General features: G+C 72.9%; 27 protein-coding genes and 3 pseudogenes. 11 read left to right on the forward strand and 19 right to left on the reverse strand.

Features of this window, described 5'->3' with window-relative positions; translation table 11 throughout:
• Positions 1-24: 24 nt before the first annotated feature.
• The 5 genes and pseudogenes from HNR70_RS11525 to HNR70_RS11545 all read right to left on the reverse strand — a co-directional run bounded on the left by HNR70_RS11525 (position 25) and on the right by HNR70_RS11545 (position 5,294).
• A complete protein-coding gene (locus HNR70_RS11525) occupies positions 25-1,377 on the reverse strand; it encodes an exo-beta-N-acetylmuramidase NamZ family protein (protein WP_312857645.1) in 1,353 nt (450 codons plus the stop codon).
• A gap of 234 nt (positions 1,378-1,611) precedes the next feature.
• Positions 1,612-1,809: pseudogene (locus HNR70_RS11530) on the reverse strand (TetR family transcriptional regulator C-terminal domain-containing protein); the annotation flags it as partial.
• Positions 1,810-2,052: 243 nt separating this feature from the next.
• Positions 2,053-3,357 (reverse strand): alpha/beta fold hydrolase, encoded by a 1,305-nt coding sequence (locus tag HNR70_RS11535; RefSeq protein WP_184325792.1) that lies wholly within the window; start codon positions 3,355-3,357, stop codon positions 2,053-2,055.
• Positions 3,358-3,362: 5 nt separating this feature from the next.
• Complete coding sequence (locus tag HNR70_RS11540; protein ID WP_184325793.1) at positions 3,363-4,442, reverse strand: LacI family DNA-binding transcriptional regulator; 1,080 nt, start codon at positions 4,440-4,442, stop codon at positions 3,363-3,365.
• Positions 4,443-4,538: 96 nt separating this feature from the next.
• On the reverse strand, positions 4,539-5,294 hold the full coding sequence (locus tag HNR70_RS11545) for a GAP family protein (protein WP_184325794.1): 756 nt from the start codon (positions 5,292-5,294) through the stop codon (positions 4,539-4,541).
• Positions 5,295-5,397: 103 nt separating this feature from the next.
• Here HNR70_RS11545 and HNR70_RS11550 point away from each other — a divergent pair, with 103 nt between their 5' ends.
• From HNR70_RS11550 to HNR70_RS11560, 3 genes are all read left to right on the forward strand, one after another.
• On the forward strand, positions 5,398-6,816 hold the full coding sequence (locus HNR70_RS11550) for a sensor histidine kinase (RefSeq protein ID WP_184325795.1): 1,419 nt from the start codon (positions 5,398-5,400) through the stop codon (positions 6,814-6,816).
• On the forward strand, positions 6,813-7,451 hold the full coding sequence (locus HNR70_RS11555) for a response regulator (RefSeq protein ID WP_184325796.1): 639 nt from the start codon (positions 6,813-6,815) through the stop codon (positions 7,449-7,451). Before HNR70_RS11550 ends, HNR70_RS11555 begins: the two co-directional genes overlap by 4 nt.
• A 232-nt stretch (positions 7,452-7,683) precedes the next feature.
• Positions 7,684-8,157 (forward strand): P-loop nucleotide/nucleoside kinase family protein, encoded by a 474-nt coding sequence (locus tag HNR70_RS11560; RefSeq protein ID WP_246375207.1) that lies wholly within the window; start codon positions 7,684-7,686, stop codon positions 8,155-8,157.
• A 158-nt stretch (positions 8,158-8,315) separates the two neighbouring features.
• On the opposite strand, the gene HNR70_RS11565 is transcribed toward HNR70_RS11560, so the two are convergent.
• The 3 genes from HNR70_RS11565 to HNR70_RS11575 all read right to left on the reverse strand — a co-directional run bounded on the left by HNR70_RS11565 (position 8,316) and on the right by HNR70_RS11575 (position 11,262).
• Positions 8,316-9,158: a DUF6226 family protein gene (locus HNR70_RS11565; RefSeq protein ID WP_184325797.1), complete on the reverse strand. Its 843-nt coding sequence runs from the start codon at positions 9,156-9,158 to the stop codon at positions 8,316-8,318.
• A 111-nt stretch (positions 9,159-9,269) separates the two neighbouring features.
• Positions 9,270-10,049 (reverse strand): DUF5701 family protein, encoded by a 780-nt coding sequence (locus tag HNR70_RS11570; protein ID WP_312857712.1) that lies wholly within the window; start codon positions 10,047-10,049, stop codon positions 9,270-9,272.
• 85 nt (positions 10,050-10,134) lie between these two features.
• Positions 10,135-11,262 (reverse strand): 3-deoxy-7-phosphoheptulonate synthase, encoded by a 1,128-nt coding sequence (locus tag HNR70_RS11575; RefSeq protein ID WP_184325798.1) that lies wholly within the window; start codon positions 11,260-11,262, stop codon positions 10,135-10,137.
• A gap of 335 nt (positions 11,263-11,597) precedes the next feature.
• On the opposite strand from HNR70_RS11575, the gene HNR70_RS11580 reads away from it, so the two are divergent.
• The 6 genes and pseudogenes from HNR70_RS11580 to HNR70_RS11600 all read left to right on the forward strand — a co-directional run bounded on the left by HNR70_RS11580 (position 11,598) and on the right by HNR70_RS11600 (position 14,870).
• Positions 11,598-11,801 (forward strand): CsbD family protein, encoded by a 204-nt coding sequence (locus HNR70_RS11580; protein ID WP_184325799.1) that lies wholly within the window; start codon positions 11,598-11,600, stop codon positions 11,799-11,801.
• A 170-nt stretch (positions 11,802-11,971) separates the two neighbouring features.
• Positions 11,972-12,184 (forward strand): annotated as a pseudogene (locus tag HNR70_RS15930) (dihydrofolate reductase family protein); the annotation flags it as partial.
• A gap of 34 nt (positions 12,185-12,218) precedes the next feature.
• Positions 12,219-12,950, forward strand: coding sequence for an alpha/beta fold hydrolase (locus tag HNR70_RS11585; protein WP_184325800.1), 732 nt, complete (start codon positions 12,219-12,221; stop codon positions 12,948-12,950).
• Between the two features lie 8 nt (positions 12,951-12,958).
• On the forward strand, positions 12,959-13,387 hold the full coding sequence (locus tag HNR70_RS11590) for a helix-turn-helix domain-containing protein (protein WP_246375208.1): 429 nt from the start codon (positions 12,959-12,961) through the stop codon (positions 13,385-13,387).
• Between the two features lie 77 nt (positions 13,388-13,464).
• Positions 13,465-14,037, forward strand: coding sequence for a PIN domain-containing protein (locus tag HNR70_RS11595; RefSeq protein ID WP_184325802.1), 573 nt, complete (start codon positions 13,465-13,467; stop codon positions 14,035-14,037).
• A 71-nt stretch (positions 14,038-14,108) separates the two neighbouring features.
• Entirely contained in the window at positions 14,109-14,870 is a 762-nt protein-coding gene (locus HNR70_RS11600; protein WP_184325803.1) for an SDR family NAD(P)-dependent oxidoreductase, read from the forward strand.
• 36 nt (positions 14,871-14,906) lie between these two features.
• Here the strand turns inward: HNR70_RS11600 and HNR70_RS11605 are convergent, their stop codons facing one another.
• From HNR70_RS11605 to HNR70_RS16580, 4 genes and pseudogenes are all read right to left on the reverse strand, one after another.
• Positions 14,907-15,227: a hypothetical protein gene (locus tag HNR70_RS11605; RefSeq protein ID WP_184325804.1), complete on the reverse strand. Its 321-nt coding sequence runs from the start codon at positions 15,225-15,227 to the stop codon at positions 14,907-14,909.
• Between the two features lie 129 nt (positions 15,228-15,356).
• A complete protein-coding gene (locus tag HNR70_RS11610) occupies positions 15,357-16,433 on the reverse strand; it encodes a helix-turn-helix domain-containing protein (RefSeq protein ID WP_184325805.1) in 1,077 nt (358 codons plus the stop codon).
• A 61-nt stretch (positions 16,434-16,494) separates the two neighbouring features.
• The gene (locus HNR70_RS16250) at positions 16,495-16,647 is read right to left on the reverse strand and encodes a substrate-binding domain-containing protein (RefSeq protein ID WP_281383265.1); all 153 of its coding nucleotides are present in this window, start codon (positions 16,645-16,647) and stop codon (positions 16,495-16,497) included.
• Positions 16,648-16,670: 23 nt separating this feature from the next.
• Positions 16,671-16,805: pseudogene (locus HNR70_RS16580) on the reverse strand (substrate-binding domain-containing protein); the annotation flags it as partial.
• A gap of 64 nt (positions 16,806-16,869) precedes the next feature.
• Between HNR70_RS16580 and HNR70_RS11620 the strand changes: the two are divergent.
• Positions 16,870-17,403, forward strand: coding sequence for an MFS transporter (locus HNR70_RS11620; RefSeq protein ID WP_184325806.1), 534 nt, complete (start codon positions 16,870-16,872; stop codon positions 17,401-17,403).
• 140 nt (positions 17,404-17,543) lie between these two features.
• Positions 17,544-18,953: an FAD-binding oxidoreductase gene (locus HNR70_RS11625; protein WP_184325807.1), complete on the forward strand. Its 1,410-nt coding sequence runs from the start codon at positions 17,544-17,546 to the stop codon at positions 18,951-18,953.
• 30 nt (positions 18,954-18,983) lie between these two features.
• On the opposite strand, the gene HNR70_RS11630 is transcribed toward HNR70_RS11625, so the two are convergent.
• From HNR70_RS11630 to HNR70_RS11660, 7 genes are read right to left on the reverse strand one after another with little or no spacing between them, the layout of a single operon-like run.
• On the reverse strand, positions 18,984-19,634 hold the full coding sequence (locus HNR70_RS11630) for a VOC family protein (protein WP_184325808.1): 651 nt from the start codon (positions 19,632-19,634) through the stop codon (positions 18,984-18,986).
• Positions 19,631-20,224: an alkylhydroperoxidase domain protein gene (locus HNR70_RS11635; protein ID WP_184325809.1), complete on the reverse strand. Its 594-nt coding sequence runs from the start codon at positions 20,222-20,224 to the stop codon at positions 19,631-19,633. Before HNR70_RS11635 ends, HNR70_RS11630 begins: the two co-directional genes overlap by 4 nt.
• Entirely contained in the window at positions 20,221-20,748 is a 528-nt protein-coding gene (locus HNR70_RS11640) for a CMD domain-containing protein (RefSeq protein WP_184325810.1), read from the reverse strand. The genes HNR70_RS11635 and HNR70_RS11640 overlap by 4 nt, the downstream gene beginning before the upstream one ends.
• Positions 20,745-21,773: a putative FMN-dependent luciferase-like monooxygenase gene (locus HNR70_RS11645; protein WP_184325811.1), complete on the reverse strand. Its 1,029-nt coding sequence runs from the start codon at positions 21,771-21,773 to the stop codon at positions 20,745-20,747. Before HNR70_RS11645 ends, HNR70_RS11640 begins: the two co-directional genes overlap by 4 nt.
• Positions 21,770-23,473 (reverse strand): dipeptide ABC transporter ATP-binding protein, encoded by a 1,704-nt coding sequence (locus HNR70_RS11650; protein WP_184325812.1) that lies wholly within the window; start codon positions 23,471-23,473, stop codon positions 21,770-21,772. The genes HNR70_RS11645 and HNR70_RS11650 overlap by 4 nt, the downstream gene beginning before the upstream one ends.
• Entirely contained in the window at positions 23,470-24,333 is an 864-nt protein-coding gene (locus HNR70_RS11655; RefSeq protein WP_184325813.1) for an ABC transporter permease, read from the reverse strand. Before HNR70_RS11655 ends, HNR70_RS11650 begins: the two co-directional genes overlap by 4 nt.
• Complete coding sequence (locus HNR70_RS11660; RefSeq protein ID WP_184325814.1) at positions 24,330-25,328, reverse strand: ABC transporter permease; 999 nt, start codon at positions 25,326-25,328, stop codon at positions 24,330-24,332. Before HNR70_RS11660 ends, HNR70_RS11655 begins: the two co-directional genes overlap by 4 nt.
• Between the last annotated feature and the right edge of the window lies 1 nt (position 25,329).

A 25,329-nucleotide genomic window follows, 5' to 3' on the forward strand; every position in this document is an offset into this window, starting at 1 on the left:
CGAAGGGATGGGGATCAGGACGGGTCAGTACAGGCGGTAGGACTGCGTGGTGGCGTAGAAGCGCTGGGACTCCTTGCGCCAGGCGGCGACGATGGCCTCCGGGGAGTCGCCGGCCTCGAGCATGAGGCGGGTGCGACGGGTGCCGGTGAGCCGGTCGATCCAGCACACGTCCGCCTCGGTGCGGCAGGCATCACCCTCGCGCCAGTCGACCTCCTCGACATTGCGCAGCAGCGCGGCGAGGACGTGGATGCCGGTGCGCACGGGCTCGTACGCGGCCTGGTCGGTGACGTGCAGCTGCAGGCCGCCGCAGAAGGCGCCGGCGTGCTTGGAGGTGGTGGGGGTGGCGAACATGGGCCGGTAGAGCACGCCCGGCAGGTCCGCGGCGCGCAGGTCCGCGATGACCGCGTCGACGTCGGCCTCCGAGATGAACGGGGCGCCGAACCACAGGAAGGGCGTGGTGGTGCCGCGGCCCTCGGAGACGTTCAGCGACTCGATCAGACCCGTGCCGGCGTAGACGATCGCGGTGTCCGGGGTGGGGATGTTCGGGGAGGGCAGCACCCAGGGCAGGTCGTCCGTGGGCGGGTTCTCGGGGTCGTAGCCGGACATGCCGATCACCTCGAGGGCGACGGCGCCGCCCAGGAACTCCCCGTTGAACAGGCGCGCGAGCTCGCCCACGGTGAGGCCGTGGGTCTGCGGGATCTCGCGCAGGCCCACGAAGCTGGACAGCTCCGGCTCCAGCACGAAGCCCTCGATGTCGGTGCCGAGCGGGTTCGGGCGGTCCAGCACGATGAACCGCTTGCCGTTCTCGGACGCGGCCTGCATCGCGTAGTAGAGCGTCCAGATGTAGGTGTAGAAGCGGGTGCCGATGTCCTGGATGTCGAAGACCAGCACGTCGACGTCCGCAAGCATGGCGGGGGTGGGCTTCTGGGTCGCGCCGTAGAGGGAGCGGACGGGCAGTCCGGTCTTCTCATCGAGGTAGTCCTCGACGTAGCCGCCGGCGGGCTCGGCGCCGCGCACCCCGTGCTCGGGGCCGTACAGGGCGGTGAGGGTGAAGCCGCCGCTCGCCTGCGCGTCCACGAGCAGGTCGATCGTGGAGCGGAGCTGCCGGTCGGCGCCGGTGGGGTTGGTGATCAGGCCGACGCGGGCGCCCTTCAGGGTCGCCAGGGTCTTCGGCTCCAGCAGGTTCTCGACGCCGAGGCGGAAGTCTCCCTTGCCGGAGCCCTTGCCCTTCCCCTTTCCGTTGTTGCCGTTGGCGCTCGCGGCGCCCGCGGTGGCGAGGACAGCACCCGCCGGGAGGGCGCCGAGGGAGGCGAGGACCCGCCGGCGGGCGGGTCGGGGTGCGGGGCCGGAGCCGGGCATGGGTGCAGAACGTTTCACGAGGGGACCTCCGTCGTCATCGTCGGATCGCGGTGACGCGCGCGCTGCGCGCGCGACGCAGTCATCGACCCTGTCACGATGTGGCCCGGGTCACAAGACCGGCGGGTAACGCCGCAGGTGGGAGCGCGTGGCGGGGAGGGCGAGCGAGCGGTCGGGGCGGCCGACGGGGCCGCCGTCGGGGTCGACGTTGGGGCCGACGGGGTCGCGCCTGGGCGGCCGACGGGGTCGCCGGGCTCAGGCGCCCGGGAGGCTCCAGCGCCGCTTGAGCTCCTCGACATGGACCCGAAGATCGGCGGCCATGTCGAGCTCCGGGTCGAGCAGGAACTGGACCTGCAGCCCGTCCATGAGCGCGATGGTGGCGCGGGCGATCTGACCGGCCGGGGCGTCGGAACGGATGACGCCCTGCTCCTGACCGGCGCGGACGGCCCGCTCGAGGCGCGGCCTCGCGCACGACCGCGGAGTCCTGGCCGCGGGGCCTGCCGGGTCGGCAGCGACGGGCGGGGGGCTTCTCCTCGGCGGTGCTCATGATGCGGTCCTCGGCGGCCCTTCCTGTCCTCGACGACGACGTCCGGCCGGGAGCACGTCGGCTCCCGGCTGGCCGATCATCCCTGCACTTTGTCACGGCAGGGCGGAGGTCTCCGGAGTGGTTCGCGGGCGTTGCCGCGACGTCGTACCTCAGGCCCGGCGCAGCCCCGCGGTGAGGTCCAGGAGGTGGTCGAGCACGACCTCGCCGCTCGCGCGGAGGCCGCCGTGCTCGTACTCGCTGGTGACCCAGGTGCGCAGGCGCGGCAGCAGGGCGGCGGTGGCCATGGAGAACTCGCGTGGCACGTACGCGTCGTCGTAGTAGACGGCGGCGGCGCCGGGCACGTCGGCCGCGCGCAGGGCGTCCTCGTCGTACAGCCGCGGCCACTCGTGGGCGGCGAGGAGGTCCGCGGCCTCGGCCCAGACCTCGAGCTCGGGGTCCTCGGCGAACAGGTCGCGGTGGATGTGCTCGCCGCCGAGCAGGGTCGGGTCCTCCCGCACCGCGTCCGGCATCGTGCGATCGGCGGCCCAGTTCGTGGCGACCCCGTCGGCCCAGCAGCTCTCGTGGATGACGGCGTAGAGGGGGTTCCGGCCGGAGAAGGGAAGGTGGGAGGCGAGGTCGTGGCGGAAGGCCTCGGAGTCCGGGTCCAGGTCGAGCAGCAGGTGGAACTGCTCCTCCCCCGTCGCCGAGCCCAGCAGGTGACCGAGGCGGCGCAGCGACTCGACGCCCACCCGTCGGCCGCCCGGGACCACCAGCGCGCCGGCGGCGGCGCGGTCGGCGAGGCGGCAGAAGCGGTCGCGGTCGCCCGGGAAGCGGGCCCACATGCGCTCGCTGCGCGCGATCATGCCCTCCCAGGTGGTGCGGTAGACCTCGTCCATCCCGGGGCCGACCGTCGGCAGACCGCCCGTGAACAGCGCCTTCTCCAAGCCGGCCGCGGCGGCGGAGAGGTAGCGCAGGGTCGTGAACCCGCCGAAGGACTGCCCCAGCAGCGACCAGCGCTCGGCGCCGAGGTGGGCGCGCAGCAGCTCGGCATCGGCGACGATCGCGTCGGCCCGGAAGCGGGTGAGGTACTCCGCCTGCTCGGCCGGGCTCGCCGCGCGCAGGGTGCGAGCGCCCGACGGGATCGCCCCGTCCGGCAGGACGACATCGGGGCCGACGGGGGTGGAGCGGCCGGTGCCGCGCTGGTCGAGCATGACCACGCGGTGCTCGCGCAGGGCGCGGGGCAGCCACGGCGGGGAGGACGGGTCGGTGGGGCGGGGCGCCTCGGAGCCGGGCCCGCCCTGGAGGTAGACGAGGTAGGGGCGGTCCTGCCCGTCGGGCGCGGCGACGATGCGGGCGAACAGCTCGATCTGCGCGCCGGAGGGGTTCGCGTGGTCCAGCGGCACCGGCAGGGTGACGTCGGTGAGGTGGAGGCCGGGGAGGGTCCAGGTGCTCTGGTGTGCGGTGCTCTGATGCATGCGTGTCATTCCTGCTCGCGGGTGGTGGTGCCGGGGAAGAACTCCCAGTCGAAGGTGTGCAGCTCGCCGGGGCGGCCCTCGCGGTCCAGTGCCCGGGAGACGAGCACCTGGGAGAGGCGGGCGAAGACGTCGTCGACGCCGTAGTAGCTGATGGGGCCGAAGTACTCGGACTCGGCGGGGACGTCGCCGATGGAGAGGAACTCGAGCTCGCCAGGGACGTCGACGCCGACCTGCTCCGCGGCCAGGCGGAGCGACACCGCCTGGTAGCCGGTGAAGCAGACGACGGCCTCGGGACGCTCGGGGCCCTCGAGCCACTCGGCGGCGGCGCGGAAGGTGTCGCGGCTGCTGGCGGGCGTGAGGTGGACGAGGCGCTCGGCGGGGCCGTCACCGTGCTCGCGGGCTGCCTCGAGGAAGGCGGTGGTGCGGGAGTGGGCGAGGGTGCCGCCGGGCCTCCCGGGCATCTCGGGGGCGAGGAGGTGGACCCGGTCGTGGCGGGCGCGCAGCACGGAGTAGGCCTCGCGGATCGCCGGCAGCGGGCTGGAGGCGACGACGTCGAAGCTCTCCGGCTCCATCAGGGCGCTGAAGGCGACGATGCCGCTCTGCGTCGCGGCGGCGAGGCGCCGCACCTGCTCGGGCCCGCCCTCGACGAAGTCGATGCTGGTGATGAGCGCGGCGTCGGCCGAGGCGCCGAGCAGGTACTCGTACCAGCCCTCGTCCACGAGCACGAGGGTGGACAGGTCGCGGTCCAGCGCGTCGTCGCGCACCTGATGGGCGAGCTGCACGCCCCACAGATCCTCGAGGGTGCCCAGCGCCAGCACGATCCCGCCGCCTCGGCCGGTGCGCATGGCCTGGGCGTGGCGGTGGGGCACGTAGCCGAGCACCCGCGCAGCCTCGCGCACCTTCGCCTTGGTCTCCGCGGACCCGGCCGAACGGACCCCGCCGCGACCGGAGAGGACGAAGGAGGCGGTGGCCGGGGACACCCCGGCGGCGCGGGCGACGTCGGCGAGGGTGACGGGGGTGCGGGGCGCAGGTGTAGCGGGCGCTGGGGATGCGGGCGCAGAGGTTGTGGACTCGGAGTCGCTCATCGACCTGCCCCCTCCTGGCTTCGGCGGGCGGGAGCGCGGCCTGCCCGGCCCCGGCCTCGGAGATCCTACCGGCGCGGCGGCGTCGGGCCCTGGGCCTCAGGCCACCCCGCCGCCGGTCAGCCAGCCGAGCGCCGGACCGATCGTGTGCAGCACCAGCAGCACCCCGACGATCCCGACCGTCCACGAGAACGCGCCGGGGGCGCTGCGCACCGCCCACTCGTGCACCCGCTCCAGCGCGCGGTCGCCCCGATCCCCCACCGCCGCCCGCACCCCGCACAGCACCGTGCCCGGCAGGATCATCACCGCGCAGTAGCCGACGAGGATGAGCGCCCCCTGCCCGAGACCCGCCCCCAGGTCGGCGATGATCCCCATCGCGGCGAGGTACGGGATCATGCTGGCCGCCTCGACGAGTCCCGCGCCGAGGGCGAGGGCGATCAGCGCCGTCGGCCGCCCCGAGGCGTCCCGCGCCCTGCCCGACCAGCGCCGCACCGAGGCCTCCGGATCCCCGCCGCGCCTGGCGATCGCCTTCGGGTCGATGCGGAAGGACCACCAGATCAGCGCCCCGCCGAGCAGCGCGAGCAGCAGCATGACCTGCGGGGAGGCGAGCACGAGCCCGAAGCGCTCCAGGAGCGGCAGCAGCCCCGCGAGCAGCGCGATGCCGAGCAGCAGGTAGAAGGCGCCGATCACCGTGAGGTAGAGGAGCGTGCGCACGGCCGTCCGCCGCGCCCCGCCGCGACCCACCACGAGCAGGACCAGCGGGATCACGAGTGTGCCGATGGACGTCGAGTCGACGAGCGCGAGCACCACGAGACCGACGAAGGGGGCGAGTGGGCCGGCGGCGAGAGCATCCATGTCCTCGATCCTCGCGTCGACCGGAGGGGCGGCGCCTCCTCCCTCGGGAGGAACCCGGCGCCCAGGCGGCCGACGGGGCCGGGCGGCCCCGTAGGCTAGGAGCATGTCCTCCTCCCCCGCTGCGCGTGGTGCGGCAGACGCGGCTGGCATCGCCGATGCGCCCCACGCGCCCGACGCACCTGCCGGCGTCGCCGCCGAGGTCGCTGACGGCGCCCCGCCGCCGTGGCGACGGGACGTCGTGGTCGCCGGGGTGTATGCGCTGCTCGTGATGGGCATCGCGCAGCTCGGGATCCAGAACTCGGGGTTCCTCCTCGACAGCGGCGGGTGGGGGACGCGGACATCCATCGCGCTGATGCTCGTGGCGAGCGCGAGCGTGGTGTGGCGTCGGCGGGCTCCGCTCGTGCCGTTCCTGGTCGCGGGGCCGCTCGCGGTCGCGGAGATCATCGCGGGCGGGCAGATCTCCGCGTACTTCCTGCTGTTCGAGGCACTGTTCGCGCCGGTCATGCACGGCAGCGCGCGCCTCGCCCGGAGGTGCAGCGTCCTCTCCGTCGCGGCGGGCGCGGCGGCGATTCTCGCGGCGCTGATCGCTGGCCTGCCGGGGCCGGTGGTGCTCGTGGTCGTGATGCTCGCGGTGCTCACGGTGTCCACGCCGCTGCTGTGGGCGTGGGAGGTGCGCCATCACCGCGAGGCCCGTCAGGCGGCGGAGCGGCTCGCGGGGGTGGAGCACGAGCTCGCCGCATCCCGGTCCGCCCGGGCCGTCGAGGCCGAGCGGCGCACCATCGCCCACGACCTGCACGACGTCATCGCCGGACACCTCAGCGCCGTCTCCCTGCACACCTCCCTCGCCGCCTCCCTCGAGGACCCCGACGCGCGCGACCGCTCCCTGGTCACCGCGCGCGAGTCGTCCCAGGCCGCACTGAGGGACCTGCGCTCGATGATCGGGGTGCTCACCGAGGACACCTCCGGCACCCTGCCGAGCGCGACGCTGGACTGGCCCTCGCTGGGGGCGCGTCTGCGGGGACGGGATCCCGGGGCGCGGGTGGAGATCGACCCGGCGGTGAGCGCGGTCGGGGCCGACGGTGTCCCACGGGTCGAACCGTCCGTGCAGGCCGCGCTGCTGCGCATCGGCGCGGAGGCGGTGACCAATGCGGTGCGACACGGGGCGGCGCCGAGTGCGCTGGAGGTGCGGGTCGAGGGGGATGCGGTGCGGCTGGAGCTGGTGAACGGGCTGCCGGAGAGCAGGAGTCGACGGGTCCGCGAGGGCGAAGCAGGCAGCGGGCTGGGGCGCGGCGCGATCGAGGCGCGGGCCCGGGCGGTGGGCGGCACAGCACGGTCCGGGATCGTGATCGAGGCGAGCGGCGCGGAGCGCTGGGAAGCGATCGCGGAGCTGCCGGTGCGCGGGCCTGCCGGGGCCGCAGCGGGTGTGCGGACTGATGGCGATCCGGACGGCCGCGCGGCGCCCGCGACTGCACCTGTGACTGCACCTGGACCCGTTCCCACCCCCGAGGAGACCTCCCGATGAGCACCGCCCCCGACCCGATCCGCGTCGTCGTCGCGGAGGACCACCCCGCCGTGCGCTCGGGTCTCGTCGCCCTGCTCGACTCCGCGCCGGACATCGCCGTGGTCGCCGAGGCGGCCGACGGTGACGCCGCCCTCGCCGCGGCCCGCGAACACCGCCCCGACGTGGTCCTCACCGACGTGCGCATGCCGGGCGCGACCGGCATCGAGATCACCCCGCGCCTGCGCGAGACCGGCGCGCATGTGCTGGTCATCTCCGGGTTCGACCTCGACGAGTTCGTGCTCGGCGCCCTCGCCGCCGGCGCCGACGGCTACCTCGTGAAGTCCGAGGACCCTCAGCGCATCCTCGCCGCGATCCGCGACGTCCACCGCGGCGACGCCGTGCTCTCCGCGGCCGCGACCCGCGCCGTGGTCGCCGCGCTGCGAGGCCGGGAGGTCGCGCCCGCCGGGCCCACCTTCACCCGCCGCGAGGAGGACGTGCTGGCGCTGGTCGCCGAGGGTCTGACGAACCAGCAGATCGCGACCCGCCTGTTCGTCGAGATCACGACCGTGAAGACGCACCTGTCCAACGCGCTCATGAAGCTCGGCGTCGACTCCCGCGTGCAGGCGGCGCTGTGGTGGCAGCAGCACCGGGGGTGAGGCGGCGCGGCCACGGTGCCTCACGCGACGCTTCGCCCAGCGCACGGCGCCTCGGTCGTCGCGCTCTGGAGGTCAGGGTGCCTGACGCGTCGCCACGTGACGGCCACGGTGCGTGAGGCGTCGCTATCCCAGGGGCAGGGCGCTTGAGGCGTCGCTACACCTGCGGCTTTCCGACGACTCAGGCACCGTGACCCCGTGGCACACGGCCGGCGCATCGGACAGCATGGGGGCCATGAGTCGAGTGCTGTTCATGTGCGGCCCAGCGGGGTCCGGGAAGTCCACCCTTGCTCGCCGCCTCGAGGCGGAGGGCATGGTGCGGCTGTCGGTGGACGTCGAGGCCTTCGCGCGCGGGCACCGCACGATGCCGTTGCCGGACGAGGTGCAGCGCGAGATCGTCGTCGGGCTGAAGCAGCGGCTCCTCGAGCTGGTGCGGGCCGACCAGGACGTGGTGGTGGACCTCTCGTTCTGGTCGCTCGCCATGCGCGAGGAGTGGCGCGCGCTGCTCGCCCCGACCGGCGTGGTCCCCGAGCTCGTGCACGTGGTTGCCGACCGGGAGACGATCCTCGCCCGGCTCGAGGCGCGGAACGCCGAGCATGCCGATGCCTACCGCCTGCCGCCGGAGCTGGCCGCACAGTACGTCGACCACTTCGAGCCACCGACTCCTGCGGAGGGCCCGGTCACGGTGGTCCGGACCGACCTTGCGTGACCGCCCCGCCCCGTCCACCGGGGCCATGGCGCCTTTCGCGTCACCAAGCGAGGGGCACGGTGCCTGACGCGTCGCTACCCCAGGGGCAGGGCGCTTGAGGCGTCGCTACACCTACGACTTTCCGACGCGTCAGACGCCGTGACTCGGTCGCCGGGCGTTCAGAACGGCTGCTGCAGGTCCCGCGGGGTCCAGTCCTCAACCCAGGCGGCGGCACGGACGCGGACCGAGGGGCCGCCCGTGTCCTCCCCGGAGCCCTCCGAGGAGCCAAACGACGTGCGGACCCCGTGCGCGGTGGGACTCCGGTGCGCCTCGAGGGAACCGTCGACTACCGACAGCAGGATCTCGTCGAGCTCGCGAAGCATGCTCGCGGAGCCGTCATCGCACGCATCGCAGCCGCAGTCCGGCGTCTCGAGCACCGCCAGCGCGGGCTCCCCGACACCGACCACCAGGCCCGGCAGCTCAGGCCCGGTCACGGCGAGGACCAGCGGCGACGCCTCCGGCCGACGGGGACGCAACACCGTCGCCGCGGCCGTCCCGGCGTGGGGCGGGGCGGCCCAGACGTCGACCGACGACCCTGCCGGCACGCCCTCCTCCGCGACCGCCCAGCCGCGCGCGGTGAGGACCACCGTCCAGGCCGCGGCGCGGGCGCCGAGGATGCGGTACTTCTCGGGGTCGAGGCAGCGGCTGTACTCCGCTTCCTCGGGCGAGCCGCTGCTCCCGTCCGGGAGGAGGTGGGGATCCGGCCAGGGCGGGGTGTCCGCGCCGGTGCGGGCGAAGGCGGTCTCAACATCGGACAGCAGCGCGAGGATCTCCGGGGTGAACGGCGCGGGGCCGGGACCCCAGAGACCCCAGAGGTCGTCGCTGCGCCCGGCCGCGTCCTCCGCGAAGGCCTGCTCCTCCTCCCACCACAGCGAGGTCCCGAGATACGGGGCCGGTGGGTCTGAGGCTCGGGGCTGCGCGGCGGAGGCCGACACGTCGGAGGCCTTCGGGTCATCGGTCATGGCGGGACCGTACCGGCGAGACGGGTCGATGTCAGGCGAATACTCGGTGCCCCAGCCGGCGGTTCAACCGCCTGCACAGCCGCCGGCGCAGCCGCCGTTCCCGCCCCGCACTCAGCCGACGCGGTCCGCGGCCGACGCGATCCCCAGCCACGTGTGGCGGTTGTTCCACCAGCACCAGCCGAGCTTCGGGGCGTCCTTGCGGGCGGCGCCGTCGCGGCCGGTGCCGTTCGAGATCCACAGCGCCGGAGTCCGGGAGTCCAGCGGACCGGGCTTCTCGGAGCCGTCCTTCAGCGTGCGGCCGGGCTTGCGCTTGCGCGAGCCGATCGTCATGAAGCAGTGGTTGCGCTCGAGCACAGCCGGCTGCTGCAGCACCCAGTACAGCCCCTCGGTGAGAAGCAGCGGGGTGCGCTCGCGGGCGGTGAGAGCCTCGAGCGCCTCGGCCGGGGAGTCGTTCTCGAACTCGTCGCCGCGATCGATGCCGGTGACCAGGTAGACCGGTGATCCGGGCAGCTCGAGGCCGACGGGGGCGAAGTCGTCCACGTCGGTCATGTCCTCGACGACGAACCCCTCCTTCTCTCCCGAGCCCTTCCCTCCGGTGTTCCTCGCTGCCGAGCCCTTCTCGCCGCGACGCATCAGCGGGGCGAGCGCAGAGGCCGGGACCAGGCCCGGGTCGAGGGCGAGCAGCGTGTCCGACCGATGTCCCTCGGCCCCGTCGGCCGCGACCGTCAAGGGCAGGTCGGTGCCCAGACGCTCGGCGGCGGCGCGGAGCGCGTCGGCGTCGAGCCCCGCGATCTCATGGATCCCGAGCGCGATCAGGCGCTCCGCCTGCTCGGTGAGGGAGGGAAGAGCCGTGGTGGCCGTGGGGATGGAGGCAGCGGTGGATGCGGTGATGGGGTCTCCTCGGGTCGCGGGCGGGGTGGAGGGAACGCCGCCGCTCCGCGGGGTATTCCCTGCGGCTCGTCACCCCTGCGCCCCTTCACTCCCGCGGCTCGTCACCCGCCCGGTCACTCCCCGCCCCCGCCCGGCGGCGCCGCGCCCCCGCAGCGAGGGCGCGCAGCACGTCCACGGTCGCGTCCCAGCCCATGCACGCATCGGTCACCGAGCGGCCGCGTACCAGACCCGCCGGGCCCTCGGCCACATCCAGCTTCTGCGCACCGGCGAGGAGGTTGCTCTCGAGCATGATCCCGGCGAGCGCGGCGCCGTCGGAGGCGACCTGCTCGGCGAGCTCCACGGCGACCTCGGCCTGTCGCAGGTGGTCCTTGCCGGAGTTGCCGTGCGAGGCGTCGACGACCAGGCGCGGGGTGCGCCCGTCGGCCACGAGACGGTCCGCCGCGAGGCGCACGTGCTCGGGACCGCAGTTCGGCCCGTCGGCCCCGCCGCGCAGGATCAGGGAGAGGTCGGGGTTGCCGGTGGTCGAGACGAGCGCGGCGCGTCCGTCGGCGTCGATCCCGAGGAAGGACTGCGGGGCGGAGGCGGCGCCGATCGCGTCCAGCGCCACCTGGATCCCGCCGTCGGTGCCGTTCTTGAACCCGATCGGCATGGACAGGCCCGAGGCGAGCTGGCGGTGGATCTGGCTCTCGGTGGTGCGCGCCCCGATCGCGCCCCAGCTGATCAGGTCCGCGATGTACTGCGGGCTGGTCGGCTCGAGGAACTCGGTGGCGCAGGGCAGGCCGAGCGCGGTGACGTCGCGCAGGAAGGCGCGGGCGGTGCGCAGCCCGGCGGCGATGTCGTGGGAGCCGTCGAGGCGGGGGTCGTTGATCAGGCCCTTCCAGCCCACGGTGGTGCGCGGCTTCTCGAAGTAGGTGCGCATCACCAGCAGCAGGTCGTCCTGCAGCTCGGCCTTCAGCGCGGCGAGGCGCCGGGCGTAGTCCAGTCCCGCCTCGGGGTCGTGGATCGAGCAGGGGCCGACGACGACGAGCAGGCGGTCGTCCAGACCGTCGAGCACGTCGCGGATCTGCTCGCGGTGGGCGGCGACCTGCGCGGCGTCGGCCGGCTCGAGGGGCATCTCGGCGAGGAGCTCGGCCGGGGCGGGCAGCGCGGTGACGCTCGCGACGTGGCGGTCGGCAGTGGGGGATGCGGTGGGGGATGCTGCGAGAAGGGTCATGGGTCCTGTCCTGGGGTAGGGGCGGACCCGCTGTGCAGAGCCCGCCGGGAATGGCGAAGGGCAGAGCATCTGTGCTCTGCCCTTGTCGGCTCTGGAGGGTGCTGGTGGCGCTAGACGGCGGCCGGCCCCTCCGGAGCCGACTTCGCATAGACCTGCCAACGGTGCTGCATGGCTGGGAGGGTACACGTCCCGCGACGCGGGCACGACCGCGGTCCAGGATCCACCCACTATCCCTCCGGACGGTGTTGACCGGAAGGTCAGGCGCTGGACAGGTGTCCGGCGTAGGGTCGGGGCTTCACAGGCACCTGTGTGCGAACGACGACGAAGGAGGCTCCATGAGCACCGATGAGAAGTTCGAGAACAACGCTGACAAGCTGGGCGGCAAGACCAAGGAGGGCTTCGGCAAGCTGACCGGCGACAAGGAGACCGAGACCGAGGGCCAGGTCCAGCAGGGCAAGGCCGATCTCAAGGACAAGCTCGACGACGCGAAGAACACCGTCAAGGGCGCGGTCGACGGCCTCAAGGGCGACAACAAGTGACCCGACGCTGACCAAGCGGTGACTCCGCGCCGCTCCGGCGCGCGCGGCACGACGGCGGCTCCCCTCGCGGGGGCCGCCGTCGTCGCGTCCGCGGGGGTCGCGGGAATCTCCGGGCGCGGGCGTGGTGACATCCGGCCGACGGGGGCGCACGATGGGATCCCGTCGGCCGACCGGCCCGCGGGCCGTGGACGGACGACGGCTGGCGCGGCTGGTGGGGCGAGGACCCGCCCTTCCACACCCCCGTCGTGGTGCTCACCCATCATGAGAGGGAGCCGCTCGAGGTCGGCGACACGACCTTCCACCTCCTGAACGCCTCCCCGTCCGACGCTCTCGCGCGGGCGAAGGAGCTCGCGGGCGGCCTGGACGTGCGCATCGGCGGCGGGGTCGGTCGACGGGGCAGGGACGGGCGGGTCCGGCGTGAACGCCGAGTTCGACCAGCGCCTGGCCGACGGGGACAGCTCGGACGAGTCCGGGGCGAGCCCCCGCATTGTGTTCCGCAGCTCCTACGTCGCCCCCGGGTTCAGCGACGACCACGAGAACCTGTGGGTCGAGTCGATGCTGTCCACGAGGACCGGGGAGGACAACTATCCCCGCGACGGCGCGCCCTCCGAGTCGTGGCCAGGCTTCGGCGCCGGCGGCCGCGACGTGCTGAACACGATGAGCGGCGTGCGCCTGGACCTCACCGGCATCGTCGACCTGCTTAACAAGCCCGCGATCCTGTGGGTGCACGGCAGCGTGGACGCGATCGTGGGCGACGAGTCCTTCTTCGACCTGCACACCCTCGGCAAGCACGGCATCATCCCCGGCTGGCCCGGCGAGGACGTCGCTCCCCCGCAGCCGATCATGGCCCAGACCCGCGAGGTGCTCGGGCGGTACTCGGCCGATGTCGGCGAGGTGCGCGAGGAGCTGTTCGAGGGCGCCGGGCACTCCCCGCATCTCGACGCCCCGGAGCGGTTCCGGCGGGTGGTGGAGGAGTTCCTGGGGGCGGCGGGGGGCGGTAGCGGCGGGATCTGTTCGCGCAGGTGCACGCGTGGTGACCCCACGCACTCCAGCGCCCAATTGCCTTGCAGTTACAAGTGCAACTCGCCTAGAGTGAGAGGCAAGCACTACCGGCGCCGAGGATTCGCGCCCAGAAGGGAGCCATCATGACTGCAACCATGCTGGCCGCAGAACGGATCACGATCAGCGATTCCACGATCGCCGACGCTCAGGCGACCCCTGTGAAGCGCGGCTCCACGCTGGTGCTGCGCACCGCGGAGGGGAATGAGATCCAGCTCCCCGAGAGCGTCCAGCACATGCTGCTCGGTGCACTGGCGACGGTGGCCAGCGAGGGTGAGGTCGTCATCGGGCGGATGCCCGAGCACCTGACCAGCACAGTCGCCGCCGATCTCCTCGGGGTTTCTCGCCCCACGCTGATGAAGCTCGCCCGGGAGGGCGAGATCGACTCCTTCAAGGTCGGCACCCACACGCGTTTCAAGCGTGACGAGGTCCTTCGGGTCCGCGATGCACGAGCCGCGAAGCGGCGCGCAGCCTTCGACGAACTGCGCGCACTCGACGAAGAGCACGAGGAGCTCTTCGACGACTGACCCATGGCTCCGGGGCGACCACGAGGAATGCCGTCGTTGTCGCCCCGGACAACCCTCGCACTCAATAGGCTCGCTCCATGACCCAACGAGTGTTCGTGGATGCCAATGTGCTGGCCAGTCGCACCCTGCTCGACTGGCTACATCATCTGCGCGAGAACAACGAGGGCATGTTTCAGTTGCATTCAACGTGCGACGTCTTCGTAGAAGCTCTGCGAGTCTCGCGCAAGCGGAACCCTCGGGCTCCTGGATCGCTCCTCGAGGATCGCCTGAAGAAGATCAGGTATGTCATCGACGAGACCATCGATGACTTCCCCGGCAACGGCCCTTTCACCGGAACCGATGACGGCGACTATCACGTCCACGCCGCGGCGACCGCCTCACGGGCAGACATGATCCTCACCAACAACGATCCCGCGGACATCACGCAGACCCCCGACGACGAGCCGTACGAGATCATCACGGCCGACGACTTCTTCATGCTCGTGATCGAGTCGAACCCGCACTGTCTACTCCCGGCCACCAGGAACCAGTTCGCCTACTGGAGCTCGCGCGGCGCAGGCCAGCTCGACGACAAGCTGATAAAAGCGGACTGCCCACAGTTCGCCAAGGAGGTTCGGCGGGCACTCAGCCGCCTCGCATTCGAGCTCTGATCCGGAAGACTGTGCCGATCTGGCCGGCGCACACGTCCCCGATCTGCATCACCCCACCCCGAGGAGCCCCCATGCGGACCGCCCTGGTCACCGGAGCATCCCGCGGCATCGGCCGGGCGACCGCGATCGCACTGGCCGCCCGCGGTGAGCGCGTGGCCGTGCACTGCGCGAACAACCGCGCCGCCGCCGAGGAGACCCTGTCACTGCTCGAGGGCGAAGGGCATCTGATCATCCAGGGCGACCTCGCCGATCCGAAGGTCGCGGAGCGTGTGGTGCGCGAGGCCGAGGAGGGGCTCGGCCGGCTCGACGTGCTCGTGAACAATGCGGGCATCGCCCCCGGCCCCACCACCGATCACCCCGTGGACGAGGTCGACTTCGCGACCTGGCAGGAGCGCTTCACCCGGATGCTCGACGTGGACCTGGTGGCCCCGGCGAATCTGTCCTACCTGGTCGCACGGTCGATGATCGTGCGCGGCGAGGGCGGGGTGATCGTGAACGTCGGTTCGCGCGGGGCGTTCCGCGGGGAGCCGACGGCGCCTGCGTACGCCGCGGCGAAGGCGGGGCTGCATGCGCTCGGTCAGTCGCTCGCGCTGTCGCTGGCGCCGCACGGGATCGCGGTCGCGTCGGTCGCGCCAGGGTTCGTGGGCACCGAGCGTCAGCAGGAGAAGCTCGCGGGCGAGGCCGGTGACGGCCTGCGGGCGCAGAGCCCGTTCGGCCGGGTGGGAACAGCCGACGAGGTCGCCGCCGCGATCCTCTACCTCACCTCCCCCGAGGCGCAGTGGGCCTCGGGCGCGATCCTCGACCTGAACGGGGCAAGCCACCTGCGGACGTGAGCAGTCCGCCGACGTGCCTGGCTCCCCATTCCCCTGCTACCAGTCGCTCTCAAGCCACTGTCGGAACTCCTGCACGGTGCGGTCGTCCCGCGGCGGGTGTCCTCCGGCATCGACGAACGCCTGCCACACCCCGAGCGCATCGTCCAGGGAGCAGGACTGCTTGCGGAGCGCGAGCTTGACCAGCCGCCACGTGCCCACGCATTGCACGGGGTCGGCCCACCGAGCCGCGCCGTTGTCATGGGTTGCGATCAGCGCGCGGAGTCGCCGGCTGCGAATGATGGTGATGGTCTCCGCCTCGCCGAGATGCTCATCCGGGTGGTCGCCAGGGCGGGCCATCTGCAGTCGCAACTGGCGCACGGCAGCATGCTCGGCGCCTTCGGGATAGAGCGGTTCTCCGAGGAGTTGATCCGACGCCGTCGTCAGACCGGGAAGCGCGAGGTCACGCTCCTTCTTCTCGCACTCACGGCGAGGCGGTCACGGGTCAGGTCACCCCAGAAGCGCTTCGAGGTCGGCTCCGCTGATCTGGTCCGGCGGGGCGGGTTCGTCGACCTGGAGGAGCTCGGGATCGACCTCGAGCATCCAGGCGAGAGTCCCCTTACCGATGCGTCCGGCGGCGATCTCGTCGAGATGAGCCGCCCGGAGCCAGACCGGGAACGCGCGAGCCGTGGCCGCCGTCGTGCGTTCGGTGATCGGGTCTCCGGCACGCGTTGCCCGCCAGTGCTTCCGGAGGAGGGTCTGGGTCTTGAGCTCGAGAGCAGCACCCACCCGCTCCGACGGCTCCAGGCGCAGCGTGTCCATCCGACTGCGCAGAGCCCGTGTGGAGACGCCCGCCTCCCACACGAGATCCGCGAGCTCGGGGAGGGAGATCGACCTCCAATCGATGGCGACCATCTCGCGCTCCGGCAGCAGCAGCTCCGCCGCGAAGGCGTTCGCCGCCGCCTCGTCCCGGCCGTCACCGCCGTTCTCCACGATCACGCCACGATGGCCGAGGGCGAGATGGCCCAGCTCGTGGGCGAGGCTCCAGTTCTGGTGGAACCAATTGCCCGTCGCCTGGATCGCGATGACCGATCGCTCTCCCTCGAGGAAGGTGTAGGCGGTGCTCAGCTCACCGACCACGACGACGTCGACGTCCAGCCCCTCCAGACACTGGACGAAGTCGGGGACGAAACCGTCACCGAGAAGCTCGCGCGCCGCGGCAGGAGTGGCGGGAAGCTCCCGATTGGGCGGGATCTCCCCGGCCTGCGCGTAGGCGAGTCGGATGTTCTCGAGCACGGGCTCGTCCCTGGCCGCTCCGTCCACGCTCCTCGCTCCGGTCGCGTGGTCGAAGGAGTGGCGCGCCGAGAGGGTGAATCGGAGCGGGTCCGGCTCGCCGGTGATCAGCTCGTGGATGTCCGCGTCGAGCACCCTCGCGATGTCCGCGAGCTCGACGGCGGCGAATCCGCGCTGCCCGTTCAGCGCACGGGACAGAGCGTCAGGGGTCATGCCGACGGACGCCGCGAGCTGCTTCTGCTGTATCGCGGCGCTGCTCATCGCTGCACGGACTCGATCGCCGATGGTCGCCATACCGCGAGACTCGTCCCCGATTGGGATTTTCCCAATCACCTCGTGGCCGGGCACACGTCGGTCACCCGGCCGACTCTCGCACGGTCAGCGTCGGCGCGAGCACGCGCCTGCCGGGCTCCGCCGCCTCGCCGCCGACGATCCCGAGCAGCAGCTCGATCGCCTCGGCGCCGAGGCGCTCGAAGGGCTGGCGCACGGCGGTGAGCGGCGGGTCCAGCGCGAGTGCGACCTGCGGTCGTCGAAGCCGACCACGGCGACATCGCCGGGCACGGTGCGCCCGGCGCGGCGCAGGGAGCGCAGCACGGGGGCGGCGCCACCGTCGGACTCGACGAGCACCGTGTCGACCTCGACCCCGGCGGCGAGGAAGTGCTCCATGCCGAGCCGCACGCCGGCACGGGAGTCGGAGGCGAGGGTGGGGACGAGGACCTCTTCCGCCGCGTTGTCGATCGCGACGACGGCAGGCGCAGCGCTCGCGCGGAGGTTCGGGAAGAAGGAGCTCGGGGTCGCGGGGCTCGCCCTCTCCACCTGCGCGGGGCTGCTGCTGTTCGTGGTGCGCACGGACAGCCCGGTCGTGTTCACCATCGGATATGCGCTGATGATGCTGGGCTGCGCGGCGATGGACTCGCTGATCTGGGCGGTCGTCTCCGACGTGATCGACGTGCAGGAGCTGCGCACCGGCGAGCGCCCCGTCGCGACCGTGTACGCCGTGCACTCCTGGGCCCGCAAGATGGGCCAGGCCCTCGCCGGCGGGCTCTCCGGCTGGACGCTCGGCTGGACCGGCTACGAGGCGACCGCCGGACGCAGCGGCAGCGCGCAGTCCGAGGGGGTGCTGGACGCGCTGTACTCGATCACAACCCTGGGGCCGGCGGTGCTGCTGGGCCTCGCTGCCGTGGTGCTCGCGGTGTGGTTCCCGCTGAACCGGCGGCGGGTGATCGCGAATAGCGTGGCGCTCGCGGAGCGTCGGCCGGGGTGAGAGGTCTGCCGACGGGGCCCGCCGACGGGGCTGCGCGACGGGGCGGTGCGACCGAGCGGAAGGTCCGTTGATTACCACCGAGTTCGCGTTGTAGCGTCGACGGCAGGTGCGACCGGCGGGGAGAGTCGGGAGGTCAGGCGATGGTGTACGACAGGGTGCCGGAGGCGACGGAGGCTTTGGACCGTCTGCGCAGCGAGGTCGGCGGCGAGTACATCGCGCCGGGCGATCCGGACTACGACGAGGCCCGTGCGGTGTGGAACGGGATGATCGACCGCTACCCCCTCGCGATCGTCCGCGCAGCCTCGACCGACGACGTCGCCCCCGTGCTGCGGGCCGTGCGCGAGACCGGCCTGCCGCTCGCGGTGCGCGGCGGCGGACACAGCGTCTCCGGGCACTCCACGGTCGACGACGGGATCGTCCTCGACCTCGGCGGACTGCGCGAGGTCACCGTCGATCCGGAGACGCGCCTGGTCACGGCCGCGCCTGGGGCCCGCGCCGCGGACGTCGACGCGGCGACCGCCCCGCACGGCCTCGCCGTGCCGCTCGGCACCGTCTCCGAGCCCGGGATCGCCGGGATGGCGCTCGGCGGCGGGGTGGGCTGGCTGGTGCGGAAGGCAGGTCTCACCCTCGATGCGCTCGAGCGTGCGGAGGTCATGACGGCCAACGGCACCGCCGTGACCGCGAGCGCTGAGGAGCACCGCGACCTGTTCTGGGGTCTGCGCGGCGGGGGCGGGAACTTCGGCGTGGTCACCTCGTTCACGCTGCGGGCCGTGGCGATGCCCGAGACGGTGTTCGGCTCGAGCCTGTTCTACCGTCGCCCGTCCTGGCGCCGGGCGCTGGTCGCCTTCGAGCGCTGGAGCCGCGACCTGCCCGACGATCTCGGCACGATCCTCCAGATCACCACTCCCCCGCAGGTCGTCGACGACGGCGCGGATCCGTGGCTGATCATCCACAGCGTCTGGCTCGGCGAGGACCACGAGCTCGGGGAGCAGCACCTCGAGCGGCTCGCCCACGCCGCCCCGCCGGACGACGCCGTCTCCGGCCCGGTCTCGTGGCCGGCCTGGCAGGGCGCGCGCGACGACCTGCTGCCGACGGGGTCGCGGGGCGTGTGGCGCAACGTCTCCTTCTCGCACCTGGACGAGGACGCGCTGGACCTGCTCTTCGACGTCGCCGATGCCCTGCCCAGCACGAGCACCGAGCTGGAGATCCGCCACCTCGGCGGCGCGTTCGCCCGGGTGGCGGAGGATGCGACCGCGTTCCCTCACCGCGCGGCGCGGTTCATGCTGTCCTTGCACGCGATGTGGGACGACCCGGCCGAGGACGCGGAGCGGACCGGGCTCGTGGAGCGGGCCCGCGCCGCGATCCAGCGCCTCGAGCAAGGCGAGCGCGCGGGCGAGTACGTGAACATGCGGGCGCTCGAGCACACCCGCCCCGTCGCCGAGCTCAGCCGCGACGCGTACGGGGAGGAGACCTACCGGCGCCTCCAGCACGTCAAGCAGGTCTACGACCCGGGGAACATGTTCCGGCAGAACTACAACATCGCGCCGTAGGGGTTCGGCCCCGTCGGCGCGACGAGCCGGTCAGATCTCGATCTCGCGGCCGTCCTCGGTGCGCAGCGTGAGCGCGAAGCGAGAGCCGGGGCCCTCGACGATCTCGGCGAGGCCGTCGCCGAGGTCGAGCGCGGCGGTCGCCTCGCGCAGCGGCTCGGGCTTGACCTCGATGCGCTGGAAGGAGACCAGCTCCAGGGAGGGCAGCTCGCCGAGGCCCGGCTGCTCGGTGGTGCCCCAGTCGATGAGGAAGGGCAGGCCGTAGTTCACCGGCGGCGGCGCCTGGGTGAGGCGCCAGGTCAGCTCGGTGCCGTCCGGGGTGCGTCGGGAGAGGTCCTGGATCTCGCCGAGCTCGACACCGTGCGTACGGGCGCGCTCGACGACCTGGTCGATGCCCTCGGGGTGGGCAGCGTAGGTGATGAGGGTCGGCTTCTTCAGCCGGTGGATGTTGAACAGCTTCGGCTTCTCCTCGCCCTCCCGCTCGGGGTCGGGGCCGACGAGCTCGAGGTAGTGCGGGCGCGGCTCGCCATCGACGGTGAGGGCGACCAGGGCATTCGCGGTGCCGACGGGGTGGGTGCCGCCCGGCGCGGGGGCGACGCCGGTGAGGTCCTCGAACCAGGTCACCAGCTCGGACAGGTCGGGGCCGGCGATGACGATGTGGTCCAGGAGGTGAGGGGTGGTCATGGGTGCGGCGTCCTCCGGGTGGGGATCTCGGGCTCTCCGAGGGAGAGCATCAGGCGATTCGCCCAGTGGAAGAAGGCGGCGCCGTTGATGACGTCGACGATATCGGCATCCTCGAGGCCCGCCGCACGCAGACGCGCGATCTCGTCCGGCCCGAAGTCGAGCGGCAGATGGGTCAGGGCGTCGGCGGCATGTGCGATCGCGTTCCACGACTCGGAGCCGAGATCGGCGCCGACGCCCTCATCGAGCAGGCGCTGGACGTCGTCGTATCGTCCGGACTCGCGGGTCGCCGCGGCCGAGTGGACCGAGGCGCAGTAGATGCAGCCGTTGGTGCGGGAGGTGGCAGTGGCGGCGAGCTCGCGCTCGGCCCGGCCCGCACCGCCCTCGGTGTTGAAGAAGATGTCCTGGTCGGTGAGGGTGCGAGCGCGCAGTGCCTGCGGGTCCCTCGCGAGCAGGCGGAAGTAGGGCATGGCCCGGCGGCCGTCGTCCAGCAGAGCCTCGTGCTGTTCCGGGGTGAGGTCCTCGCGGGGGACCGGCTCCAGCCACGGCGTCCAGCCGAGGCTGTCCTGGGTGAAGGTCTCGGGGCGGCTCATCGGGTCTCTCCGGGCTCGCGCAGGGCAGGGGCTGGGTTCTCGGCCAGGACACGCAGGCCGTGGGCGACGCGCAGCTGGAAGGTGAGGAAGGAGATCAGCTGGGAGAGGGTGACGATGCCGTCGGCGTCCCAGCCTGCCGCCTCGAGCGCCCGCAGATGGTCGGGGGCGGCGTCGCGAGGTCGCTGCACGAGCATGTCGGCGTGGGCGAGGCCCGCGTCGAGGTGCGGCTCGCCCGTCCGCTCCCCGGCACCGATGCGCTTCGCGAGCACAGGATCCTCGTCGCGGAGGTTCTCGAGGTACAGCTCCGCAGCGGGGCCGGGGCCGTGCAGGCGCGCCACGTGGGCGGCGATCGCATAGCGCTCGCGCACCGGCACGGTGCCAGGATCTTCCGGTTCCAGCAGCACCTCGTAGCTGCGCTGTGCCTGGTCGCGGGCCTGCGGGCGCAGGGAGCGCAGGCGGGCGATCTCGCCGCCGCTCCCCTCCCCTGCGAGGTGGTCGATGACATCGACCCGGGGCGCGGTCATGCGCGGACTCCTTCGGTGAGGGCGGTGGTGGTGTCGAGGCCGACGAGCGGGGCGACCTCGGTGGCCAGCAGCTCGAGGCTGCGCAAGGTGCGCTCGTGGCCGGCGTCGATCGAGTGGACCTGGAAGGACACGTCGGTGGCGCGGGGAAGAGCGGCGTCCGCGGCGAGGGACTCGGCGACCTCCTCGACGGTGCCGACGTGGGTGTCGGTCGCGATGATCAGCTGCTCGAGGCTCGCACCGGCGGCGTCGAACCCCGGCTGGAGCGAGGCGAGGGCGCGCAGACCGGGCTCGGCCAGCTCGAGGGCACGGGGACGGTCCTCGGGGTCGACGACGAGGGCGGTGCGCGAGGCGAGGATGCGGGGCGCCGTCCCGGTGGGCAGCGACGTCTCGTACGCCTCGATGATCGGCAGCTGCAGGGCGTGCAGGGGCAGGTCGAGCTCCTCGGCGGGGCGGGGTTGGGTGCGCGAGAGCAGCAGCCCGTCCCCGTCGGCCCCGGCCCGGCGGCCTCCGTCGGCCGAGAAGGTGGCCTGCCAGACGCGCGCGCCGAGATCCCCGGCGGCGGGGTAGATGCGCGACTCGGTGCCGCGCACCCCGCGCCCGGCGAGCGCGTCGCGCAGCACCTCCAGGTTCGCGGCGAACAATTCGCGACGGTCGGCGGAGTCGAGGCCGAAGGCGGGGAAGGAGGAGGGGGTGCCGCCCGCGGCGATGCCGAGCTGGAGGCGCCCGCCGGACAGCGCGTCCAGCACGGAGGCGTCCTCGGCGACGCGCAGCGGGTCCTCGAGCGGCAGGGTCACCACGGCGGTGCCGAGGTCGATCCGGGAGGTGCGCTCCGCCGCGGCGGCCAGCAGCACGAACGGGGACGGCAGGCCGCCCTCCTGCTCGCCGAAATGGTGCTGGGCGACCCAGGCGGAGGCGAAGCCGAGCTGCTCGGCATGGCCGATCTGCTCGAGCGCGAAGCGGTAGCGGTCCGCGGCAGATGCCTGCTCGAGCAGGCGGGTGAACAGTCCGAGACGGGGCCTGGTCATGGGGAGGTGAGCTCCTGGGTATCGGCGGGGTGCGGGGTGTCGGTGAGCCGGATGTCCCCGGCCCCCGGGATGGCGGCGAGCAGCTGCCGGGTGTACTCGTGATGGCGGTCGCCGAGGACCTGGGCGACCTCACCCTGCTCGACCTGCACGCCGCGCCGCAGCACCGAGACGGTGTCGGCGACCTGCCGCACCACCGCGAGGTCGTGGGAGATGAACACGTAGGTCAGGCCGAGTTCGTCCTGGAGCCGCGCCAGCAGGCGCAGGATCTGCGCCTGCACGGTGACGTCGAGTGCGGAGACCGCCTCGTCGAGCACGACCACGTCGGGCTGGAGGATCAGGGCCCGGGCTATCGCGACCCGCTGGCGCTGGCCGCCTGAGAGCTCGCGGGGTCGGCGCGTGGCGACCTCGGCGGGCAGGGCCACCAGATCGAGGTGATGCATCGCGGCGCTGCGCCGCTCGGCCCGGTCGCCGCGGCCGGTGTTGCGCAGCGGCTCCTCGAGGATCGCGGAGACCGTCTGGCGCGGGTCGAGGGACCCGAAGGGGTTCTGGTGGACCAGCTGGACGGTGGAGCGGAACTCGCGCAGTGCGCGGCCTCCGCGCAGAGCGGTGACCTCGGTGTCGGCGACCCGGATGGCGCCGGCGGTGGGGGTGCGGAAGCCCGCGATCGCGCGACCGGTGGTGGTCTTCCCGGAGCCGGACTCCCCCACCAGGGCGTGGGTCGTGCCGCGTGGGATGTCGAAGGAGAGGTCCTCGATGGCAACGAAGGGTGCCGCGCCGCTGCGTCCGCCGAATTCCTGGCGCAGGGAGCGCACGGAGACCAGCGGCTCCTGGGCTTCGACGGGGAGGTGAGGTCGGCGGTCGACGACACGGCGCAGCGAGGGGGCGTCGGAGAGCAGGGTGCGGGTGTATGCGGCGGTCGGGGCGACGAGCACCTCGGCCGTCGGGCCCGACTCCTCCACCCGGCCGTCGCGCATGACCACCAGGGTGTCGGCTCGTTCGGCGGCGACGGCGAGGTCATGGGTGATGAGCAGGACCCCGGCGCCGGTCGCCTCGCGCAGCTCGTCGATGAGGTCCAGCACGGTGGCCTGGACGGTGACGTCCAGGGCGCTGGTGGGCTCGTCGGCGATCAGCAGCTCGGGCTCGAGGGCGAGCGCCGCGGCGATCAGCACGCGCTGGCGCATGCCGCCGGAGAGCTCGTGGGGGTACTGGCCCGCGCGGGTAGCGGGATCGTCCAGGCCCACCAGACCCAGCAGCTCCACGACCCGGGCGCGGATCGCGTCTCGGTCCCGCCAGCCGTGGATCCGCAGCGGCTCGGCGACGGCATCGCCGACGGTTCGCACGGGATCGAGCGAGCTGGTGGGGTCCTGAGGGATCAGCCCGATGCGGGTGCCGCGCAGGGCGCGCCACTCCCGCTCGCGCAGCCCCACCAGCTCCTGGGCCGTGCCGTCGTCCCCCGTGAGGGTGATGGAGCCGCCGGTGACGGTGCCATTGTCGGCGAGCAGTCCGATGACGGCCTGGGCCGCGGACGACTTTCCGGAGCCGGACTCCCCGACCAGGGCGGTGACCCCGCCGCGGGTGAGGGTGAGGTCGATGCCGCGCACCGCCTCGACGGGGCCGCGCCGGGTCCGATACGTGACCGAGAGGTCGCGCACGGCGAGCAGTGGTGCCGGGGCGGGACGGGGATCGTGCGGGCCGGTCATGGGCGCTCCGCCTTTCCGAGGGCGTCGCTGAGACGGTTGGTGGACAGCACGACCGCGGCGACGACGAGGCCGGGCAGCAACGTCAGCCACCAGGCGGTGGCGACATAGTCGCGGCCCTCGGCGATGAGCAGCCCCCATTCCGGAGTGGGCGGCGGCGCACCGTAGCCGAGGAAGCCGAGGGTGGAGATCTGCAGGATCGCGGAGCCGAGCTGGAGCGCGGCCAGGGCGATCACCGGTGCGGCGGAGTTGGGCAGGATATGGCGCCACAGGATCGCGGGCAGGGTGCCGCCGGAGCCGAACGCCGCTTCGACGTACTCGCTGCGGCGCACCTCGAGCACGCGGGAGCGGGTGAGCCGGGCGAAGGTCGCGATCGAGGTGACCCCCACCGCGATCGCAGCGTTGGTGGTGCCGAAGCCGAGCAGGATCACGACCGACAGCGAGAGCAGCAGGCCGGGGATGGCCAGCAGCACGTCGACCACGCGCATGAGGGCCTCCTCGATGAGGCCGCCGACGGTGCCGGCGACGACGCCGATCGTGGTGCCGACCACGAGCCCGACGGCGACGGCGACCAGCGCCGCGGTGATCGAGTGGGACGCGCCGTGGACCACGCGGGAGAAGACGTCCCGGCCGGTCGCGTCGGTGCCGAACCAGTGCTGCGCGCTGGGTGCCTGGAGGGCAGGGCCGACGGAGGAGGTCGGGTCGTGGGCGGTGAACGCTGCCGGGATCAGCGCCCAGGCGAGTGCAAGGGCGAGCACCATCATCGCGAGCAGCACCGTGGGGCGCAGGGCGGGTGAGCGCCGTCGGGTGCGAGCGGTGTCCGGTCCGCCGACGGGCCGGGTGGTGAGGCTCTGCAGGCTCATGCCGCACCCACCGCCGCTCCGCGGGTCGGGACCGTCGGGGCGACAGCTCGGTCGCTGCGTCCAAGCCTCGCGTCCAGGACCGGGTAGAGCAGGTCCACCACGAGATTGATCAGCACGAACACGACGGTGGAGAGCACCACCACCGCCATCAGCACCGGGGTGTCGCGGGCGGCGACGGCCTGGGCGGTCAGCTGCCCGATCCCCATCCGTCCGAACACCGTCTCGGTGACGACCGCGCCGCCGATCAGCTCGCCGAACAGCAGCCCGGCCATGGTCATCGCGGGCAGCAGGGCGTTGCGAGCGACGGTGTGCCACAGCAGGTGCCAGGTGGAGGCTCCGCGGGCGCGGGCCACCCCCACGAAGGGCTGCGCGGAGACCTCATCGATCGAGCGGATGAGCACCTGCGCGAGCGGGGCCGCGATCGGGATCGCGAGGGTCGCCACCGGAAGGATCAGTGACTGCACGGGACCGGCGTTCAGCACCGGGACCAGACCAAGGCGGAACGAGAAGATCTGGATCAGCATGATCCCGATCCAGAACACCGGCAGGGAGACCATGAGCGGCGGCAGTCCTCGCAGCGCGGCCCGCAGTCCGTGGGTCAGGCGGCTCGACCGCAGGCTCACGTGGGTGGCGGTGAAGGCGATCGCCACCGCGATCAGCACGGCGAGGGCGAGGCCCAGGGCAGCGAGCACGATGGTCGAGGGCAGGGCCTCGGCCAGGAGGGCAGAGACTGCCGCTCCGCTCTGGACGGAGTAGCCGAGGTCGCCGCGCAGGAAGGAGCCGGCCATGTCCAGGTACTGCAGGAGCACTGGCCGGTCCGCCCCGTAGGCGGCCCGGATCTCGGCGAGCTGCGCGGCGGTCAGGCCGAGGTCAGGGTTTCCGTAGCGGGCCAGCACCGCGTCTCCCGGGAGGGCCGCGAGCAGGATGTAGGCCACGGTGAACGCGAGTGCCAGGACCAGCAGCGCACCGCCGAGTCGGCGCAGCACGTAATGCATT

Source organism: Brachybacterium aquaticum (assembly GCF_014204755.1).
Taxonomy (GTDB): Bacteria; Actinomycetota; Actinomycetes; order Actinomycetales; family Dermabacteraceae; genus Brachybacterium; species Brachybacterium aquaticum.

Bases quoted from the DNA above. Each gene is read 5' to 3' on its own strand.
- HNR70_RS11535 (WP_184325792.1), bottom strand. From the start codon at position 3,357: ATGCATCAGAGCACCGCACACCAGAGCACCTGGACCCTCCCCGGCCTC.
- HNR70_RS11540 (WP_184325793.1), bottom strand. From the start codon at position 4,442: ATGAGCGACTCCGAGTCCACAACCTCTGCGCCCGCATCCCCAGCGCCC.
- HNR70_RS11545 (WP_184325794.1), bottom strand. From the start codon at position 5,294: ATGGATGCTCTCGCCGCCGGCCCACTCGCCCCCTTCGTCGGTCTCGTG.
- HNR70_RS11550 (WP_184325795.1), top strand. From the start codon at position 5,398: ATGTCCTCCTCCCCCGCTGCGCGTGGTGCGGCAGACGCGGCTGGCATC.
- HNR70_RS11555 (WP_184325796.1), top strand. From the start codon at position 6,813: ATGAGCACCGCCCCCGACCCGATCCGCGTCGTCGTCGCGGAGGACCAC.
- HNR70_RS11560 (WP_246375207.1), top strand. From the start codon at position 7,684: ATGAGTCGAGTGCTGTTCATGTGCGGCCCAGCGGGGTCCGGGAAGTCC.
- HNR70_RS11565 (WP_184325797.1), bottom strand. From the start codon at position 9,158: ATGACCGATGACCCGAAGGCCTCCGACGTGTCGGCCTCCGCCGCGCAG.
- HNR70_RS11575 (WP_184325798.1), bottom strand. From the start codon at position 11,262: ATGACCCTTCTCGCAGCATCCCCCACCGCATCCCCCACTGCCGACCGC.
- HNR70_RS11580 (WP_184325799.1), top strand. From the start codon at position 11,598: ATGAGCACCGATGAGAAGTTCGAGAACAACGCTGACAAGCTGGGCGGC.
- HNR70_RS11590 (WP_246375208.1), top strand. From the start codon at position 12,959: ATGCTGGCCGCAGAACGGATCACGATCAGCGATTCCACGATCGCCGAC.
- HNR70_RS11595 (WP_184325802.1), top strand. From the start codon at position 13,465: ATGACCCAACGAGTGTTCGTGGATGCCAATGTGCTGGCCAGTCGCACC.
- HNR70_RS11600 (WP_184325803.1), top strand. From the start codon at position 14,109: ATGCGGACCGCCCTGGTCACCGGAGCATCCCGCGGCATCGGCCGGGCG.
- HNR70_RS11610 (WP_184325805.1), bottom strand. From the start codon at position 16,433: ATGGCGACCATCGGCGATCGAGTCCGTGCAGCGATGAGCAGCGCCGCG.
- HNR70_RS11625 (WP_184325807.1), top strand. From the start codon at position 17,544: ATGGTGTACGACAGGGTGCCGGAGGCGACGGAGGCTTTGGACCGTCTG.
- HNR70_RS11630 (WP_184325808.1), bottom strand. From the start codon at position 19,634: ATGACCACCCCTCACCTCCTGGACCACATCGTCATCGCCGGCCCCGAC.
- HNR70_RS11635 (WP_184325809.1), bottom strand. From the start codon at position 20,224: ATGAGCCGCCCCGAGACCTTCACCCAGGACAGCCTCGGCTGGACGCCG.
- HNR70_RS11640 (WP_184325810.1), bottom strand. From the start codon at position 20,748: ATGACCGCGCCCCGGGTCGATGTCATCGACCACCTCGCAGGGGAGGGG.
- HNR70_RS11645 (WP_184325811.1), bottom strand. From the start codon at position 21,773: ATGACCAGGCCCCGTCTCGGACTGTTCACCCGCCTGCTCGAGCAGGCA.
- HNR70_RS11650 (WP_184325812.1), bottom strand. From the start codon at position 23,473: ATGACCGGCCCGCACGATCCCCGTCCCGCCCCGGCACCACTGCTCGCC.
- HNR70_RS11655 (WP_184325813.1), bottom strand. From the start codon at position 24,333: ATGAGCCTGCAGAGCCTCACCACCCGGCCCGTCGGCGGACCGGACACC.
- HNR70_RS11660 (WP_184325814.1), bottom strand. From the start codon at position 25,328: ATGCATTACGTGCTGCGCCGACTCGGCGGTGCGCTGCTGGTCCTGGCA.